13 protein-coding genes are annotated in these 19402 nt (G+C 31.4%); 2 read left to right on the top strand and 11 right to left on the bottom strand.

Annotation, left to right across the window (positions count from 1 at the left end):
* Window positions 1–139 precede the first annotated feature (139 nt).
* From CLCHR_RS17435 to CLCHR_RS17410, 6 genes are all read right to left on the bottom strand, one after another.
* On the bottom strand, window positions 140–2113 hold the full coding sequence (locus CLCHR_RS17435) for a hypothetical protein (RefSeq protein ID WP_079441161.1): 1974 nt from the start codon (window positions 2111–2113) through the stop codon (window positions 140–142).
* Window positions 2114–2119: 6 nt separating this feature from the next.
* The gene (locus CLCHR_RS17430; RefSeq protein WP_017209431.1) at window positions 2120–2959 is read right to left on the bottom strand and encodes a carbohydrate ABC transporter permease; all 840 of its coding nucleotides are present in this window, start codon (window positions 2957–2959) and stop codon (window positions 2120–2122) included.
* Window positions 2959–3894 carry a carbohydrate ABC transporter permease gene (locus CLCHR_RS17425; protein ID WP_079441159.1) on the bottom strand — a complete coding sequence of 312 codons (936 nt, stop codon included), beginning with the start codon at window positions 3892–3894 and terminating at the stop codon, window positions 2959–2961. The genes CLCHR_RS17430 and CLCHR_RS17425 overlap by 1 nt, the downstream gene beginning before the upstream one ends.
* A 172-nt stretch (window positions 3895–4066) precedes the next feature.
* Complete coding sequence (locus CLCHR_RS17420; protein WP_079441157.1) at window positions 4067–5395, bottom strand: ABC transporter substrate-binding protein; 1329 nt, start codon at window positions 5393–5395, stop codon at window positions 4067–4069.
* Window positions 5396–5877: 482 nt separating this feature from the next.
* Window positions 5878–7593, bottom strand: coding sequence for a methyl-accepting chemotaxis protein (locus CLCHR_RS17415; RefSeq protein WP_079441155.1), 1716 nt, complete (start codon window positions 7591–7593; stop codon window positions 5878–5880).
* Between the two features lie 96 nt (window positions 7594–7689).
* A complete protein-coding gene (locus tag CLCHR_RS17410; protein ID WP_079441153.1) occupies window positions 7690–8511 on the bottom strand; it encodes an MBL fold metallo-hydrolase in 822 nt (273 codons plus the stop codon).
* Between the two features lie 456 nt (window positions 8512–8967).
* Between CLCHR_RS17410 and CLCHR_RS17405 the strand changes: the two genes are divergently transcribed.
* A complete protein-coding gene (locus tag CLCHR_RS17405; protein WP_079441138.1) occupies window positions 8968–9756 on the top strand; it encodes a response regulator transcription factor in 789 nt (262 codons plus the stop codon).
* A 9-nt stretch (window positions 9757–9765) separates the two neighbouring features.
* Window positions 9766–11517 carry a cache domain-containing sensor histidine kinase gene (locus tag CLCHR_RS17400; RefSeq protein ID WP_079441137.1) on the top strand — a complete coding sequence of 584 codons (1752 nt, stop codon included), beginning with the start codon at window positions 9766–9768 and terminating at the stop codon, window positions 11515–11517.
* Window positions 11518–11630: 113 nt separating this feature from the next.
* On the opposite strand, the gene CLCHR_RS17395 is transcribed toward CLCHR_RS17400, so the two are convergent.
* The 5 genes from CLCHR_RS17395 to CLCHR_RS17375 form a co-directional block, all read right to left on the bottom strand.
* Window positions 11631–12956 (bottom strand): TIGR00366 family protein, encoded by a 1326-nt coding sequence (locus CLCHR_RS17395; RefSeq protein ID WP_079441135.1) that lies wholly within the window; start codon window positions 12954–12956, stop codon window positions 11631–11633.
* 238 nt (window positions 12957–13194) lie between these two features.
* Window positions 13195–15156: an acetoacetate--CoA ligase gene (locus CLCHR_RS17390; protein WP_079441133.1), complete on the bottom strand. Its 1962-nt coding sequence runs from the start codon at window positions 15154–15156 to the stop codon at window positions 13195–13197.
* A gap of 432 nt (window positions 15157–15588) precedes the next feature.
* Window positions 15589–16959 carry an MATE family efflux transporter gene (locus CLCHR_RS17385; protein WP_079441131.1) on the bottom strand — a complete coding sequence of 457 codons (1371 nt, stop codon included), beginning with the start codon at window positions 16957–16959 and terminating at the stop codon, window positions 15589–15591.
* 220 nt (window positions 16960–17179) lie between these two features.
* Window positions 17180–18208: a HAMP domain-containing sensor histidine kinase gene (locus tag CLCHR_RS17380; RefSeq protein WP_119367574.1), complete on the bottom strand. Its 1029-nt coding sequence runs from the start codon at window positions 18206–18208 to the stop codon at window positions 17180–17182.
* A 23-nt stretch (window positions 18209–18231) separates the two neighbouring features.
* Window positions 18232–18909 carry a response regulator transcription factor gene (locus tag CLCHR_RS17375; RefSeq protein WP_079441127.1) on the bottom strand — a complete coding sequence of 226 codons (678 nt, stop codon included), beginning with the start codon at window positions 18907–18909 and terminating at the stop codon, window positions 18232–18234.
* Window positions 18910–19402: the final 493 nt, after the last annotated feature.

Raw genomic sequence — 19402 nt, 5'->3', positions numbered from 1 at the left:
ATGTTAAATCCAAGATTAAACATCTCTATTACTTCTTATTTATTCTCAAATCTCAATTTATTAAATATCCTGTTAACCGAAATAATTCAATCGTTTAGTAATTTAATTAATTAGAACTTATATGCATTATAAACTCTTTCTATTCGAAACATTTATCCCAATAACATCCTGCAAGACCATCTATAATGGATCCACTTGCCCATGGCATTAGGCAAAACCACGTACTAGCAGGTGAGCCGTCACTATATTTTTCTGATACTAGCCCTTCACAATGACAAAATCTCTCAGACATCCAACCTTTTTTTCCATAATCATATTCTCTATCATATGTGTTATAGGTCTGACATCCCCAGCCTATTACATCCATCATACGATTTCTTACATATTTATCTTCACTATTCTCCACAAAATACAGCAATTCGTCTACAAGATTACTTGACATTGGATGAATATGAGGATTAGCAATGGATGTCACACTTCCTCCACAGCTGGACCATCCAATTCTACTAAGTGGATCTATTTTGACAGGAGAATTATAGCAGAACTTAAAAGAAAACTCATAACATATTGCATCTCGCATGTGTTCTAAATATTGATTTTCCCCAGTTAATGTATGTAGGAATTTAACTGCTTTTATGTATGCTAAAATCCCCTCAGAATCAGTAGCCTTATCTGTATCGAGCGGTGCTCCATAACATTCCATACGCTTAATGTATTCCTCATAATAATGCTTTTCACTTTTCTTTAAGCTCTCTATATGTGATTTGTCTCCTGTAAGATAGCAATAATATCCTAAGGCTGCCATACACCATGTGCCGCTAAACGAATCGTATTCAATACCTGCTCCAGTTTTCTCTGATAAAATAAAAGGATATTCTTCATCAGTATTTTTTGTCTTTTCGACTTTCATAAGAACTTCTTTTACAAATGCCGTCCAATCCTCATGAAGGCAGTTTTTAAGTCTCTTTTCATAATCATAAGCCTTAAGAATATAAAATAGTGACTGTCCTATTAAGTATGAACTATGTCCTGGTGTATGCATACCATCGAACCACCATCCATTAACTGACCATTTTCCATCACTATAAGCCTCATAAGGAAGCCCATTAGCAGGGTTTAGGGAGTTTTTTATAATATTTTCTATGCAGGATAGTGCCTGCTGACGCATACACTCATCCTCAAGCCGCAAAGCTGCCATTAACATAGGTGTTGCTACTGATAATCCATTAGTCCAAGTAATCGATATAATTTTGTTATATCTGTATCCTCCAGTATCCTTATCTTCAAAAACCTGACCAGAATAACTTAACTCTTCTGGAAGCCATGCATCTTGATAAACAGCACGGGCCAAATCAGCAACTGTCGTTCTTATATCGCTGGCATTTCTTGGATTCTGATGATAATGATAATATACTTCTTCAATCACAGCATTAACATCCAGCATTGTTTTAGAGTCAAATTCGTATAAATCCAATGTGAATTCAACAGTCTCCCCAGGCTCCAATTCAAAACAATTCTCACCTAGTGGTGCTCTTTCTCTAACATCATGTGATTTTATAAATAGCCATGGTGCATTTTCATAACCCAATGTATAGCCTACAGTTCCTTTAGATAGTGAACATGTATATCCTGCATATTGATAAAATTCACCTTCAACTTCAGGTTTCCATTGCTGTTTTATTCCACTTTTACTTATGAAATATGGGCTCGCACTAAATCCGTATATTTTATCACTGTCATATACCAAGGCTACTGGATGGGATAACCTGTCGCCTCTTACCATCCACCAAGGTGAGGATGGGCGCTTCGTCTCCTCTCTAAGTCTTGGAAACTCATTAGGAACATTCTGTGGACACTCACCACGATTTCTACTATACATAAATGCTGGCATGAAATAGCGTGGATTTACTTTATTGAATGGCAATTCAACATGAATAACTCCATACCACTTTGCATTATTTTCGTTATTAATCAATACTTTTGCATGAAATGGGTTCTTTATACTCCCATTTCCGCCTAATATCTCTACAGAAGCATTTAATCCCTGTTCATGCAATGTTAGATAATCAGTATTCTCTTGTTCCTTACTTCTTGCCGTCATGATAAATTCCATAATAACTTATCCCTTCATGCCTGTTGTAGCAATTCCTTCTACAAAATGTTTCTGAGCAAAGAAGAATATTAGTATACAAGGTAATATACTTACTAGTGCCATAGCCATTATCTGATTCCAGTTAACTGAAGCTGATGCATCAAGAGATACCCTAAGTGCTAAAGGCAACGTTAACTTGTTAACACTATTAATATAAACTAAGGAATTGAAGAAATCATTCCATGTCCACATAAATTGAAATATTCCTGCTGAAAATAATGCTGGTTTACTTAGAGGCAGCATAATCCTTAAAAAAATTGTAAAGGAATTACAGCCATCAATTGTTGCCGCTTCATCCAATTCTCTCGGAACACCTCTAAAAAACTGAACTAACATAAAGATAAAAAATGGATATCCGGCAAAAATCGCAGGTACAATAAATGGATTATAACTATCAATCCAGCCTAAATCCCTAAATAGCATATATTTAGGAATGATAACAACCGCATTTGGTAGCATCAGTGTAGATATCATCAGAGCAAATAATATCTTTTTAAATGGAAACTTAAATCTTGCAAAACCGTAAGCTACCACAGCACTTGAAATTACCGTAAATAATACAGTTGGTATAACAAGTTTTATTGTATTAAGGAAAAATGTACTATATCCATATTGTCCACTTCCCTTCCATCCTTGTATATATGAATCCCATGTAAATGCTTTAGGAAGTAATGATGCCGAACCAAATAATTCATCATTACTTTTAAATGAAGCAAAGAAAAGCCATACAACTGGATAAATCATGATTATTCCGACTACTACTAAAATTACATATCTTAGAATTGTGCTTCTTGACTTTTTATTCATTAAAACTCTCCTCCATCATCGTAATAAACCCATTTCTTTGAAGATTTAAATATTATAAGTGTGAAAACTAATATTATTAAAAATAGAATCCAAGATAAGGCAGATGCATATCCCATTTTAAAATATCTGAAAGCTTCTAAATACAACTTCATTCCATATAAATAAGTTGATTGCATAGGACCTCCACCTGTTATTACAAAAGCGGATGTGAACTCTTGGAAAGCTCCAACTAATTGCATAATAACGTTAAAAAATACTATTGGTGTTAACATTGGTATAGTAATTGTAAAGAACATTCTAATTTTTGATGCTCCATCCATTATTCCAGCTTCGTATAGTTCTGCAGGTATCTGCTTTAAGCCCGCAAGAAACAACACCATAGATGAACCAAACTGCCAAACAGTAAGTATATCTATTGTGAATAACGCTAAACTAGGACTACCAATCCAATCAAGAGGTGGTATTGAGAATATAGATAAAATCTGATTTATTGTACCTTCTTTCATGAACAAGAAACGCCATAATACAGATACTGCTACACTTCCTCCAAGTATGGATGGAATATAATATATAGTCCTAAAAGCATTTATAAATTTTAATTTTGAGTTTAATATCATTGCAATCAGTAATGCAAACGCTAATTTTGCAGGAACTGATGTAAATACATATACAATTGTTACACTTAAGGATTTCCAAAACTCTGGATCCACTGTAAATATACGTATATAATTATCTAAACCAACAAATTTAGGGTTTCCACCTAAACTTAAATTAGTAAATGAATAATAAAATGATGAAACTAAAGGATATAGCTGAAAACCAAGAAAACCTAATAGCCATGGGGATATGTATAATAATCCCGTGTATTTTTTCAATGTCTTACTTCTTTTATGGTGAAGACCACTTTTTAATTCTATTGCTGTATTTTGTTCCACGTAAAAACCTCCTACCTTTACTTTATATTAATCTCTTACAATGCTAATTATTTATGAATAGATGAGCTCCAGCACAATATATTAATCTTTCATTAGAAACAACCAATAATAAATGAGGTTAATCTCTATGCTGAAGCTTCTAATCACAACATTGCCATGTATTTAAATTAAACTAGTTTGCAGCACTCTTTAATTCTTTTAGCTTACTTTCATAAAGTTTAATCATGTCATCTGCTGCTTGGTCAGGTGTAAACTTCTTATATGCAACATTTTCAATTTCAGTTAATAAAATATTTCTTAATTCTGAATTACTAGATACCCCATTGTATATTAACCCTGGATTTTTTGTTGCTGCCTCAACAGCTTTTACTGCTAATGGATTTACTTTATTCGCATCCAATGCAGCTTTTCTTGAAGCTTCTACAGGAGGAATAGATCTAACATCCCCTAATACTTTAGCTGCTTCCTTATCGTTGAAGAAAAAGTTCATGAATTTTGCTGCTTCTTTTGCGTTAGGAGATTTTTTATTAATACAAAGTAAAGTCGCAGGTCTTACTACTATCCCTGAACTTTTCGCATCTTTAGGTACTGGATATAATGTAACATCCGCACTATCTCCTAAAGTACCACTAAGTACTCCTATACCAGCTGCCCAACTAATAGCACTACCAAATTGCTTATTTATCCATGCAGTATTTTGCTCTGGTTTAGATTTAAATGTAAAACTTTGCTCTGCTGGTTGTACAATTCCTTCATCAAATAACTTTCTTTCAAGTTCAAAGGCTTGAGTAAGTGTAGCTTTATCAAATCCCATTGTATAATCATCTTTTACCCATTGCTGACCTGTTTTTTGAATAACATATGGCATAATAATAAAATCTAAAAAGTTATTTTGTTCTGCATTTAATAAATAATTGCTACTATTTTGTGCATGAACTTTCTTTCCTTCTTCAATTAATTTGTCCCAATCTAAATCTTTAGTTATATCAGCATTTGCAGCCTTTAAAATATCCTTATTGTAAACTACAGTTAATGCATTTAATCCCATTGGTAATCCTTGAATTTTTCCATTAAGTGTACAATAACCATCTAAGAATTTTTTATCAAACCCGCTCATATCAACTATGTCTTTAAACTCATTTAAATCGTAAAACATTTCTCCTTGTTTGGCATAATCATAAATCCATGGGTTGTCCAATTGAATAAGATCTGGTGCAGTACCACCGCCTAACTGAGTTGATAACTTATCTTGATATCCATCAACCCCACCATATTCTGCCTCTATCTTTACATTTGGATTTTGTTTCATATACAAATCTATTGCTTCTAAAGTTGCCTTATGACGTACATCACTTCCCCACCAAGAAAATCTTAGAGTTACTTGATCTCCTTTACTGCTATCTTTGGCAGTTTCTTTTGAAGCATTTCCACAACCTACAAATACAGATGTAGCTATTGAAATAGCACATAATATACTAATGATTTTTTTTCTGTTTTTCATAAATTTCCTCCTAATTTATATAGTGCTATACACACTAATAATTTCACTATTGCTGCAGCTTTAATGTTATTCTATCATACGTGTAATTCTTTACATAAGTGACCTATTATTATAAATGGTATCTTTATAACAGAACTTCTTTACAATTAAATTAAAAAGGTATCTTTATCTCATAAAAAGCATCTTTCTTTTATGATTAGAGTCACTTTCTTATAATTATAATTTCTATCTATTCAATACGCTTAAATTTCGTAGACAATCTTTGAATTCAGTAATAAAAGAAATCAACTTATTAAGCTTAACATTAAAATACCCCCTTTTATAGAGACAGTTTTATTAATTAAACTATCTGCTATATAAGGGAGCATATAAATCTAAAATTTCCGTGAGATTCATGGTGGATACTACATAGCTCTTAAATTTCCACCAAGATATGTATAAGACTTCTTAAAGCAAGCTATATTTTTATGTAGTTTGGATTTTTACAATTTAAATTTTTCTACCATGTTAATTAATTTTTGTGCGAGTTCTGCTTGGCTTTGTGCTGATTTAGCAACATCATTAACAGCAAGAGTAACCTCATTAACACTATTTGATATATCTTCTGAACTTGCAGCTGATTCTTCTGCAGTTTCTGATACATTTTGAACAGCATATGATATATGTTCAACTAATTCATTCATTTGATTAGATGACTTGGAAATTTCAACTATGATATCATTTACAAGATTTGCATCTTCCTCATACTGAATACCTGTTTTATTAAGAAATTCATAATTTGATTTCACATTATTATCAATGAAGTTAAGTACATCTTGGCCACTTTTTGATAATTTTGTTACTGCTACTTGCACTTGATTTACCATAGCATGAATATTCATTACTGCTTCTGAAGATTGCTCTGCTAGTTTTCTTACTTCATCAGCAACTACTGCAAAACCTTTCCCATGTTCCCCAGCTCTAGCAGCTTCAATTGCTGCATTTAATGCTAACAGATTAGTTTGCTCTGCAATACTTCCAATAGAATCTGCCATCATTTTAACTTCATTTACTACTTTTGCTTCTTCGATGGCATTTAAAATTTGTGAGCGATTTTCCATATATATTACATTACTTTCCTTTATCTCATTTATTGCCTTATCTTTTATGTAAAATGCACGTTTTTTAATATCATTTACTGTGGCACTTGCATCGCTGGCTCTATTGGCAAGTCCACTGGTGTTTGAAGTAATTTCTTCTGTGGATGCACTTACTTCTTCTGCTGTTGAACTTAAATCCTGTACTCCTCTTGATATTTGTTCGGTTGATTCATTTACTGATTCCATTTTAGATGAGACCTCTTCAACTGTAGCTGATAATTCTTCACTTGTTGCGCTCATATCACTTGCACTATTCATTATTTCACTTATTAGATTTTTTATATTATTATTAGCATTATTTAATGCTTTAGAAAGATTTCCGAACTCATCTTTAGAATTAATTCTTATTGATTGGGTTAAATCGCCACTACCAATTGCTTCTGCAAAATTTAAAACTTTTTTTATCTGTCTAGATATCCATATTGCTATCAAAGTTCCTAACATAATTGCTATAATTAGGTTTAAAGCGCCTATTGTAATTACCTTATGTATGGAACCCTGGTAAGTTAAATTATTTTCTTTATATAGATTATCAGCTTGATCTGTATTAATTCTAATTAAATTACCTAAGTGATTATATAAAGCTGTCTTTACCGGCCCTAAATTAAGATATTGATCATCAGCTTCATTATAATTATTTTCATCTGCATATTTGATAATTTGCTCACATGCATTTTTATAAAGTTTTATATCATCTTTTAATAAAGCCAACGCTTCTTTTTCTTCATCAGATAATATTGTTTTTTCATAGTTTTCTATTATTTCTGCATTTTCTTCATACAATCTATTAACTTCCTTTTTGGTTGTTTCATTTTGATTATTTATATTTCGCTGAGCATCAATTTTTAAAATATCAAAACGAATATCCGCTATATTCTGCCTAATAGTTGTTAACTGTTTTACTGACTCAAGATTATAATTATGCATTTTATCCGCATTAGATTTAATTTCTCTCATATTTATTATTCCAATACTTCCTACTAAAACAATAAATAATGATACTAACACAAATGTAAATATTAATTTTTGTATGGTTTTTAGATTTGTAAACCACTTCACAAAATATCCCTCCATATTCTTTCTTGTATTATTTTGCTCAATAGAGTTGTCCAGATTAAGTCAAAATTTTTCCAGACAACTTATAAGTTTGTAGTATTACAATTTATCTTCTCTAAAAACAATAGAAACATAATCCGGGCTAACAAAAGGTTCTCCACCTTCAGAATACATAAAGGCCTTATAAGGATATGCTTCATTGAAATATGGTTCACTTTTCGAAATATCAATATTAGTGACACAATTAATCAATTTAATTAATAGCTCTCTACTATAAGGTTCACTAGAATGAGAAGTAAGAATAGTATTGACTTCAAACTCATTTAGCTTTTTGAGACTATTAATATATTCACTTATTTTTTTGCTTTCTTCTAGAAACATCCATACATGCTGCAATACTGAATCTCCAGAAAGCAACAGTTTATTTTTTCTTTCAATTAATGAAATACACCCGGCAGTATGCCCCTTGCAATAAATTACTTCAAGTTCATATCCTCCTAAGTCAAATACTTTCCCTTCGTCTATAGGAATAAAATTAATATTATATTCTCTATTTACATAGTCTTCTTCCTTAAAATCTTTTGGAAGTCCTATATTTTTTTTATAATTATCCGCAGTCCACTTTCTCTTACCTGATAAAAGAATCTGCTTTGCTAATGATATATCAGCCCCATGAATATAGACTTCATCAAATTGATAATTCCCACCCATATGATCGAGGTGACCATGGCTATTAACAACAATAATAGGTAGATCTGTTATAGATTTAACTACTTGCTTCAGATCTCCAATACCATAACCTGTATCAAATAATAATGCCTTTTTACTTCCTACAATTAATGAACAACATATCTTATTTGGATCACTTATATGATATACTCCATTCATTACCTTTTTAATATTGTAATATTGATTATGCATACTAAACACTCCTATATTTAACGTTACTTATCCAAACTAAGGTAATTCAAAGCTTTGCTTACTATTACAATGCTTCCAAAACTATATTTTTATTTGGACAAATTTAATGCTATTCTAACACGACTGTAATTATTTACATAAGATATCTATTATTATAAATGGTATCTTTAAAACAGAACTTCCTCATATATTAATTAAAAAAGGTATCTTTTTCTTATAAAGAGCGTCATTATCTTATTATTAGAGTCACTTTCTCATGATTTTATATACGCTTGTTGTTTTATATATGCAATTTTACTTTCATATGGTAAAATCTTTATGAATACGTAATCATATAGTATAAAGTATGCTAAATAATATGTAATTTCTTTGAAAACGCCTTGAATTTACAACGATTATTAGCAGAAAATTTAATTTTATGACTCTTTGAGGATACGTTAATAGGGGGAAGCTATAATGTACAAACTACTTGTAGTAGATGACGAAAATGAATCAAGAAATTTATTATGTAGATATTTTCCATGGGGAGATTTAGGGTTTGAAATTGTTGAACAATTAGAAAATGGAAAGCTTGCATTAGAATATGTTCTAAATAATGAGGTTGATGTAATGCTTTGTGATATAAAAATGCCATTTTTAGATGGCATTGAACTTGCAAAAGAAATATTCAATCGTAAGCTTAAAATAAAAATTATATTTCTAAGCGCCTACAAAGACTTTGAATATGCTCGTAAAGCTATAGCTTATGGGGTTAGCGAGTATATTGTAAAACCTTCAAAATATAATGAAATTCATGAAGTGTTTTCTTCTTTAAAAAAAGCATTAGATAATGAACTCTTGCCTAATGAAAATAGCATTTTGGATATGGAAGAAAACGATTTTAAGGATTTATCAAGTTATGACTCTAAAATAATCTCATTTATTAAAGATTATGTAAGGGAAAACTATAAAGATGCTAGACTTGAAGATATAGCTGAATCAGTTCACATGAATCCGAACTATTTGAGTCAATTTTTCAAACAAAAAACTGGAGAACGTTTTTCTAACTACTTAATAAAAGTAAAAATGAATCGTGCTGCTGATCTCTTAAATAATATAAGATATAAAACCTATGAAGTTAGTGAAATGGTTGGCTATAGTAATACAAAAAATTTTACTAGAACTTTTAAAAGCTATTATGGAAAAAGTCCCAAGGAATATAGAAATCAAAAGGATACTATTAATCCTCAGCCTTTTGAAAGGTGATGAATTATTTTGAAAAATAACTTTTTTACAAAGAATTTAATTATATTTTTGATTCCTCTACTAATACCTACATTAGTATTGGGATCTTTATCCATAATTATTACTCAAAGATATATTAAGGATCAAATAACTCAAAATAATATAAATCTCTTAAATCAAACAAAGACAAATATTGATTTAATTTTTAATGAAATAGATACTCTTAATATTCAATTCGATGGTACAGCTAATATGGCTTACACTTTAAAAAGGGTTTTAAAAAAAGATACACTATATTCATCAGATATAGCAAATGTAGATACGACTTGCTTTTTTCTGAATTCCTTTGCTAACTCAAAGCCTTATATTTATTCTATACATATTTATTACGAAAATGAAAATGGTAGATTTTGCACAACCAATAATGGTATAACAAATTTAAATAATTTCTTTGACACCTCTTGGTATGATAACTATCTGCATCATCCTTCAGAAGAAAAATTGTGGATAGAAACAAGAAACGTAAAGCAATATGATTTTGAAGAAAAAGAAACGAAACTCATAACAGTTTATAAAAGGATGGCTCTTAATAATGGCGTAATAGTTTTAAACATTAAAGCTGATTACATACAAAATTTACTAAACAAATCAGTTTCTGACCCTAAACAAAAGATATTTATATTAGATAAAGATAATAGCGAAATTGTTAGTAGCCAAGCTCCTGGAAATAAAATTGATTTTGATATTAAAGAACTTATAAATTTAAACACTAATACAATATACTCTCCATCAGAGAATAAATTTTTATGTAAATCAATTATTCATTCTGATAGATTTTCTTGGAACTATATATCTGTAATTCCTGAAGGTATACTATACTATGTTTCTATAAGTTTACTTAAATATACAATTGTATTATTGTTATTTTCATTTATTTTAGGGCTAATTTTAACCTTCTATCTCACTAAGAAAAACTACAAACAGATTTCAAATATTATAACTATAATTGATTCGGCTAAGAATAATCAACCTCTACCTGTGATAGATAGCAATGTAAAAAATGAATTTAGTTATATTATAGAAAATTTAGTTACCACCTTTATTGAACAACACTATTTAAAAGTACAGTTATCTGAAAGAAAATATAAACTAGAAAATATGGAGCTTATTGCGCTGCAGTCTCAAATCAACCCTCATTTTTTGTATAACACCTTACATACAATCTATTGGGAAGTGATAAAGGCAACTGGTAGTAATAGTAAGCCAATTAAGATGATAGAAAATTTATCTAATATATTGGATTATTCTTTAACGACACCTTGTAATAGAGTTTCTATTGGAGAGGAAATTAGGTATACTAAAACCTATCTTGAAATTCAAATGATAAGATATGGAGATAAGTTTGATGTACTATGGGCATATACAGAAAATGTGGAACCTATCAACACAATTAAGTTATTAATCCAGCCCTTAGTTGAAAATTGTATATATCATGGCATTAAAAATAAAGACGGAAAAGGCAAAATTAAAATTAAACTATCACAAAAAGATGGCTTCCTAATCCTAACAATTATTGATAATGGTATTGGAATTGATAAAGAAAATCTTGATGCTATAAAGAATAAGCTGGATTTTGACGGCGAGCACTCAAATCATATTGGTTTGTTTAATACAAGTAAACGCCTTAAGTTGACCTATGGAGATAATTATGGTATCCATATAAATAGTAAGCTAGGACTTGGGACTGTAATTTATATTAGAATACCTATATCCTATAGCTAAAAATCAATTAATTTTTTTCTCTTAAAATATTTAAATATTTTCATTCTCATTGGATTTTCAGAGAAAATAAAAAAAGATATTACTTCACATATTGAGTAATATCTTTTTAATTATTAAAACAAAGCTAATCCTACTCCAAATATTAAAGCTCCCACTATTAAGGTAGTTACACAATATCCCATAATATCACGAACTTTAAGACCGGCTATAGCTAAAGCCGGTAGTGCCCAAAATGGTTGTGCCATATTCATCCAAGCTTCACCGTACGCGATTGCCATAGCTGCTTTCCCTGGCATTACACCAAGAGCTTGTGCAGCTGGCATTATGAATGGACCCTGAACAACCCAGTGCCCTCCACCAGATGGAACAAAAAAGTTAATTAGTCCTGAGCTTAAAAATGCGAGGATTGGAAAGGTATGAACATTAGATATGCTAACAAATCCTCCGGTGATCAAGCCTCCTAAGCCTGACAAATCCATCATTCCTTGTATTCCAGCATAGAATGGGAATTGTACCATTATACCTGCTGTTCCTTTTGCTCCATTAACTACAGCCTGCATATAAGATAAAGGACTGCCATGAAGAATTATACCAATAAAGAACATAATCATATTTACAGCATTAACATCCATAGTGCCACCATTCATAAAGTAATAAATAATATAAGCAATACCTAGAAGTCCAATTATCCATGCAATAATTTTGCTGTTTTCAACACGTACAGCAAATGTCTTTTGAGTATTAATATCATTACTAGTTTCATTAATTGCATCTGCAGCTAATAACGCTGGATCAATTTCTATAACGTCCTCATCTTTTGGCATCATCATCCTGGTCATTAATGGTAACACAATTATCAAAGCAATAGTTACAAATATATTAAACGGAGCAAAAATAGTTTCATTTATTGGAATTAATCCTATAGCTTTTTCCATAGGATTCCCCTTAGTTGCTGCTAGAAGAGGAACTGAACCTGATATACCTCCGTGCCAAGTCATAAAACCAATATAAGAACTTGCAATCAATAACCGGTAATCTGTACGTGGCACTTTTTTAGCTACTTCCTTCGCAAGTAAGGCACCAACAATTAAACCAAATCCCCAGTTAATAATATTAGCAACTGCTGCTGCAAAGGTAACAAGCATAATAGCTTGAGCTGGTGTTTTAGGTAAGCTTGCAATTTTTTGTAAAATGCGTTTAACATATGGCGAACTAGCAAGAGCGCTGCCAGTAACTAAAATTAATGCCATCTGCATCGCAAAGGCTAGAAGATTCCAAAAACTCTTCCCCCAGAATCCAATCATCTCAATTGGTGTATGATTCGTAAATATAATACCTGAAACAAACATAATTAGTGTCAAAATCATTGCGAAAACAAGTGGGTCAGGAAGAAATCGTTGCACAATAGCTGTAAAAAACTTGGATAAACTTTTTATCATTTTCTGGTCCTCCCTTAAGATTAGTAATAAACATGAAGCTTATATGATTAGTAAACTATATTATAATGATTAATATTTATAAAACGTTTACTTTTTCCTCCTTTAATTAATTTCAAAATTTCAAAATTTCAATTAATAGTTTCATAATATGCTCTTCTAAAGTTTATTAAATTCTAATCCCTTAATACAAAGATGACAGATATACCCTCCTGTCATCTTTATACTCAGTTTGTTTCATCTATTCACTTAACAGCGGCAATACTTGTTCAAAATAATCAAGTGATTCAGGGTTTTCTAAAGCATCTCTATTTGTAACATTGCGCCCATTTATTATATTAGTTACAGCACTTTCTACTTTCTTTCCATTAAATGTTCTAGGAATATCCTGAACCTGCATTATTATAGATGGAACATGCCGTGGCGATGCGTTCTCTTTTAAAATCTTCTTAATATCCTTTTTCAAATTTTCATCTAATTCAATTCCATCCTGTGTTTGTACAAAGAGAATAATTCTTTCATCCCCATTATAGTTCTGACCTATTGCCAAGCTTTCCTTAATCTGTGGTAATTTTTCTACTTGATTATAAATTTCAGCTGTTCCAATTCTTACACCTGACGGCTTTAATGTGGAATCTGATCTGCCATAATAAGATATTCCTCCTGTATCTGAATGTATTTTAACATAATCTCCATGGTGCCAAACACCTGGATAAGTTCTAAAATACGCATCCATATAACGGTTATTATCAGGATCATTCCAAAATCTTATTGGCATTGATGGAGCAGGCATTTCGCATACGAGTTCCCCTAGCTCGTCTCTAACCGGCTCTCCCTTTTCATTGAAAGAATTTATCTTCATACCAAGCCCTGGCCCTTGAAGCTCACCTAAATAGACAGGACTTATGGGATTACCTGTAGAAAAACAGCCGTTTATATCTGTTCCTCCAGCAATTGAGTTAAAATGCAGCTGCTCTTTTATCTCTCTATAGATATATTCAAACCCTTCTTCTGAAAGTGCTGACCCTGTCTGAGAAATTGCTCTAAGATTTGAAAGGGATACAACATCTTTAGGATAAAACTGTTCTTTCATAAGAGAATGAACGTAACTTGCACTGAGTCCAAAAATAGTAACCTTCTCCTCTTCTAGTATCCTCCATATAGAAGATACATCTGGGTATGATGGATTGCCATCATAAAGTACTATACAAGAACCTGTTCCTAATGCTGCTGCCTGCCAATTCCACATCATCCAGCTGCAAGTTGTAATATAAAGCATTCTATCTGACGGCTTAACATCATTTTGCAAAACTAATTCTTTTAATTGATTAATTAGCAGTCCTGCCGCAGACTGTACCATACATTTAGGTTTTCCTGTTGTTCCCGATGAAAACATCACAACAAGAGGATGCTCTGAAGGAAGCTGTTCAAACTCAAAATTCTTTGGTATCTCATTTGAAAGATAGTTTATCCAACTGACACTGTTGGGAATTTCGGCTGTATTTAAACTTTCACCTGCATAATGGGAAATGATTACTTTTTTAATAGAGTTAATTCCTTTTACGATTTGACTTGCATTATCAAGAACATTAAAACGTTTTCCTTTATAGAAATATCCATCTGCTGTAAATAATACAGTCGGCTTAACTTGACTAAGCCTATCTAATGCTGCATTTGGTCCAATGTCTGTAGCACATGAGCACCAAATGGCACCTATTGCTGCAGAAGCAAGCATAGCTATTACAGTGTTTGGCATATTAGGCATATATGCAGCAATGGTATCCCCTGCTTTTATCCCATCATCTCTCAATGCCTTAGCAAGCCTCACAACCTGTTCATATAACATCCTATGGCTGATTTCTTCCCTGATTTGGTTCTCGCCCCTGAATATAATTGCAGGAGAAGAACTTGAGGAAAATTTAAGCATATTTTCTGCATAATTCAATTTTGCACCCACAAACCATTGAGCCCCTGGAAACTTTGCTATATCGTCTACTGGCACGTCATATGGCTGGGAACACTTTATATCAAGATAATTCCACAATTCACCCCAAAAACTATCTGGATAATCAATAGACCACTTATAAATAGATGAATAATCACTAAGTTTTAGGTTAAATTTCTCATTTATATAATTCATAAAAGAATAAATATTGGTTGTTTTAATGTATTCTTCAGATGGTTTCCATAATAACTTTTTCATTTAATAAACCACTTCCTTTAAATTCTTATTTCAAATTAACTCCGTTACTTCACCTACTCCTCCTGTTTATCATAATTCTTGGTCTAGTAATATAATTAAATAAGTTCCTAAATGTTAAATGTTTTACGTTTTCATATTTACACTTTCAAACTTAATATAGCACATTGGATATTTTAATTAAAATTTCATATAGAGCGATGTAGCTTTATATTCTTCCATATAAATCCATAATTGAAGATAATAAGATTCACACTTCTTATTGTATTATTTTACCAAATATTATATAAGTGTTTACATGAATTACATTATGTATAGATAACTAAATACTCTCTAAAATCATAAAAAGGACTATATCAGAGATTAAGTTTAAAAACTCCCTGATACAGTCCTTTACTCTACAATTTCTGTTACTAAGTTACTCATTTAACTTGTTTATTCATTAATAGATACTTCTTGTGAACTTTTCTGTCTAATCATAAGCCATAGGGCAATTCCTATCAGACATGATAATCCCTCTGTAGCTGTCATAGCCCAAATAACACCATTAACAGCAAATAGTAAGTTTCCTACAATCAAAATAGGGATAAATAAAACACCTCTCACAGCAGCCATAACATTTGATTTCACACCATCACCTTCAGCTTGGAAGATTCCAGTAAAAAATTCGCATAAGGCAGCAAAAACAGTTGAGGAAAGTTGAGCTAAGAGAGTTATTTCACCAATGGCAATAACCTTAGGATCTATACTGAAGAGGCCAATAATTTGTAACCTGAATGCACATATAACTGCTCCTATAGCCAATGTTAAACCTAGAATATACAATATGGTTTTTTTAACAATTTCCATGAGACGCTTTTGATTATTTGCAGAGTATGCAAATGCAATTAGTGGTACAACTCCCATTGCAAAGCCCATACCAATGCAATCTACAATTTGAACAACTCTTTGTGCAACTCCAAATCCCGCTACAACATTATCTCCATAAATCATGGAATAATTATTGAAAAGTAGACCTATAATGACCATAAATCCACTCATTAATAAAGCTGAAACTCCGACCTTAAAAATTTCACCATAAATTTCTTTACTTGGTTTAAAGTACTTGATTGATAAACTCTGAGCACTACTCTTCTTTTGCAAATAATATATAAAATATAGAACGGAAAATATATTACCACAAACAGAGGCTAGTGCTGATCCCACAACATTCATATTAAGCACGAAAATGAATAGAGGATTAAGTATTATATTAATTATAATACCACCTATAGTACCAGTCATAGAAACAGTTGATGCGCCCTCCGCACGTACAGCTGATTCAAGCGCCATATTAACAATAATAATTGGAGCCCCAATAACAAGTATCATAACAAAATTTCTTGTATATTGCAGAGTTTCACCACTTGCTCCTAAAAGCGGCAAAATAGAAGATAAAAAAGGCAGACATATCATCATAAAAATAATACCCATAATCATTGATGACCAAAAGTTAATTGAACTAACTTTTTTGGTATTATCTGTATTTCCCTCACCTAAAAGTCTCGATATATATGTTCCTGAGCCTACTCCAAACATTTGCCCAAGTGCCATTAATACTGATGAAAATGGTAATGCCAGTATCACTGCCGCCATCATTGCAGTATTATTAAGCTTACCTATAAAAAAAGCATCGATGATATTATAGACAACTGAAGTTATACTACTTAATATCATAGGAATAGCCATGTGTATTATTGCTTTTGTAACAGGTGCCTTTTCAAGATAGTAGAGCGATTTTTGATCCATATTTTCCATGTTTTCCATATAAAAAACCCCTTCCATGTTTTATAAGTAATAAAATTAGCACTTAACAATAAGGCTTAATCTTCTTTCAATATTATTAATTCTAATTTCTTTTTCCTTTCTACAAACATAGTATATAGCTGCTATTTAAACTGAATTTAAATGGAATTTAAACGCAATGTAAACAAAAGAAAAACCACAATCTGTTAAATTCAGACTGTGGTTATAAACATATTAGCTTCTATTTTGGCAGAAAAACAGTAAATTTTGTACCTTTTCCAATTTCACTTGTAAGAGATATTTTTCCTCCATGTAAGTCAACAATCTTTTTTACTATTGAAAGTCCAAGTCCGTTTCCACCCAAAGAACGATCACGAGCTTTATCTGCTTTATAAAACCTCTCGAAAATTCGCGGTTGATCTTCTGGTGAAATACCTATACCCGTATCGGAAATTTCACATTGAATTCCATCTTCATTACTAGATAATTTAACGCCTATATTTCCGTTTTCTGGTGTAAACTTAATAGCGTTATTAATCAAATTTATAAATACCTGACTTAATAAGGCCTCATCTCCAGATATTATAGTTTCATCAAGAGAAACATCAAGGGTTATATTTTTTGCAGACCACTGTGGTTCTAGCATTAGTAAAATACTTTCAATTTGCTTATTTATTTGATATTTCTTTAAGTTTAAATTATTATCTTCTGCTTCCAAATTAGATAATCTTAATAAATTTTCGCTTAATTTAGATAATCGTTTGCTTTCAACTTCTATTATATTGGCGTAATGTGATATTTGGCTCTCACTTAAATTTCCTTTTTTTAAAAGCGCAGCAAAACCTGAAATAGAAGTTAATGGTGACTGTATTTCATGTGATACATCTGATATAAAATCTTGACGCAGTTTTTCCAATGAACCCAGCTCTTTAGCCATCTTATTGAAATTATCTGCTACTTCATTAAAAGGGTCAAGCTCGTTTGTTTTAACAAGGACATTAAAGTCACCAGAAGCTATCTTGTTCATAGCTTCAATAGCTCCACTTAATATTTGAAAACGTGAGAGATCAAATTTCCTATTCTTATTAGTAAATCGCCAGTGCAAATAGAAATATATTTTCACGCTTACAAAATATATCACAACTGAAAGTAAACTTTGGACAATAAAGATTAGATATAAAGGAATGCTTTCTAATTGCCCTAAAATAAATATGAAAATATAATATCCGCTAGTAAGACCAAGTAATGTTGTAAAAAAAATTAGTATCATTGAAATCAAAGGTTCGTTTCCTCTCACTTCACTTCCTCCAATCTGTAACCAAGTCCACGAATTGTAGTAATTTTAAATTTGTAAACCTCAAATGGAAATCTTTCCCTAAGACGATTTATATGAACGTCAAGAGTTCGCTCATTTCCTTCAAAATCAAGCCCCCAAACCTCTTCAATTAACCTATCACGAGAAAGGGTTTTACCAGAATAACTTCCAAGCATGAATAAAAGTTCAAACTCCTTCATGGGTATATCGCATTGTTCATTGTTGTTAATGACAGAATAACTACTTTTATCTATAGCTAAATTACCAATATTAATGACCTGTGACGTAGCTACTTTATAGCGTCTCAGAAGTGCTTTTATTCGAACAAGCAGCTCATCAATCTCGAATGGTTTTGTTAAATAATCGTCCGCTCCAAGTTCAAACCCCTTTACTTTTTGGGAAAGTTCGCTTTTGGCAGTCAGCATCAAAATTGGCATATCTTCATAATATCTGCGTACTTGCTTACAAAATTCGTAACCGTCCATTTGCGGCATCATAAGATCAAGAACACAAAGATCTATTTTTTCCTCTCCAAGCTTTTTTAAGGCATCCCTTCCATTTACAGCTTCAGATACAGAAAATCCTTCGTTTTTCAGTACTGTGCAAATAAGCTCTCTAATATAACTGTCATCATCTATAACTAAAACTTTATTCAAATCTATCACCCTCCTTCTTTGAGCATACATTATCAATGTAAACACAATATAAATTGAAACAGAGGAAGTACATGAATTTCAAAACTCCCAAATCGTTGTTTCATCCTTCATTATTTAGTTTTCGCATTTATCATTTTTATATAAACTAATCCCCCAAAGCTATATATTTAGACTATTATTTATTAATTATTTTTTATTATAACATACGAAAATAAACTTATAACAAAATTTTAAGCACTTGCTTGAATACTATAATCTCACGCCTTTTTAGAGTTACAAAAATAAACAAAGATAATTATTTTTATTCTCCAGTATGATTCTACCTAGCTATTATATAGATCTAATTAATTAAAAAGAACTGCTAACTGAACTGCTTCCCGTCAAGTAGACAATTAAAAAAATAAAAAAATTTTCTGCCAGTGGGGCTAACCTGCTGGCAGTTTTTATGCTGCATGTAAATATATTTCATGCTTTTCCATCGGTGTTAATACAC

The sequence above is a fragment of the Clostridium chromiireducens genome, assembly GCF_002029255.1.
Taxonomy (GTDB): domain Bacteria; phylum Bacillota; class Clostridia; order Clostridiales; family Clostridiaceae; genus Clostridium; species Clostridium chromiireducens.
This window is presented reverse-complemented; position numbering and strand designations above follow the sequence as displayed.